This window comes from Acinetobacter sp. ANC_7553, from assembly GCF_056779895.1.
The window spans coordinates 1-753 of the sequence record NZ_JBWYIV010000044.1; the positions used below are offsets into that span (position 1 = coordinate 1).

Here is a 753-nt window from a genome sequence, read left to right on the forward strand (position 1 = left end):
ATTCACAACTGAATAGCCAAGTCTTCCTCCAACGCATCGATGGCAGCCATGTCCTTAACGAAGGCGTGCAAGCAGAACTCATCTGTCTCTCCACCAATGCCTTAATTCCACTCAAACAATTCATCGGCACACAAGTGGCCGTCGATCAAGTCACCGATCAAGGCACCCTGTTTAGAACTACCGGCATCATCACCGAAGCCTCACAAGGACAAAGCGATGGGGCACTGACCCTCTACAAACTCACGCTCAACGATGCAACAAACCTGTGGCACAAACGCCGCAACAGCCGCGTATTTATGAACAAATCCGTGGTCGAAGTGGTGGAAATTCTCTTTGAAGAATGGCAAAACAAAAGCCCACTCTTTGCCTCGAGCCTCAGCCTAGACCACAGTGGATTGCAACAACAATACGACATCCGACCCTTCATCATGCAAAGCAACGAAAGCGACTACGACTTTCTGACTCGCTTACTACGCAGTGAAGGCATTAACTGGCTCATTGATGAAGCGCAACCGATTGTACCGAGCAACAACAGCCCGATCGAAGCACAAAAGCTCCGCCTGATTGACGACAACAGCCAATACCAAGCGCTTAACCGACGCAACATCCGCTACCACCGTAGTGATGCGACAGAACAATTTGATAGCATCACCAGTTTTATCGGACAACGCAGCCTACAACCCACCGCAGTCCACCTACAACGCTGGCAAGCCACAGCCCTCGAACAAGAAGAAGGCGCAGGCTCAGTCCAAA

General features: G+C 50.6%; 1 protein-coding gene. It reads left to right on the top strand.

The window, feature by feature from the left end; all coding sequences use genetic code 11:
- The coding region (locus AC1M9I_RS14585) for a phage late control D family protein (RefSeq protein WP_481611212.1) at nt 1-753 on the top strand (753 nt) is incomplete at both ends.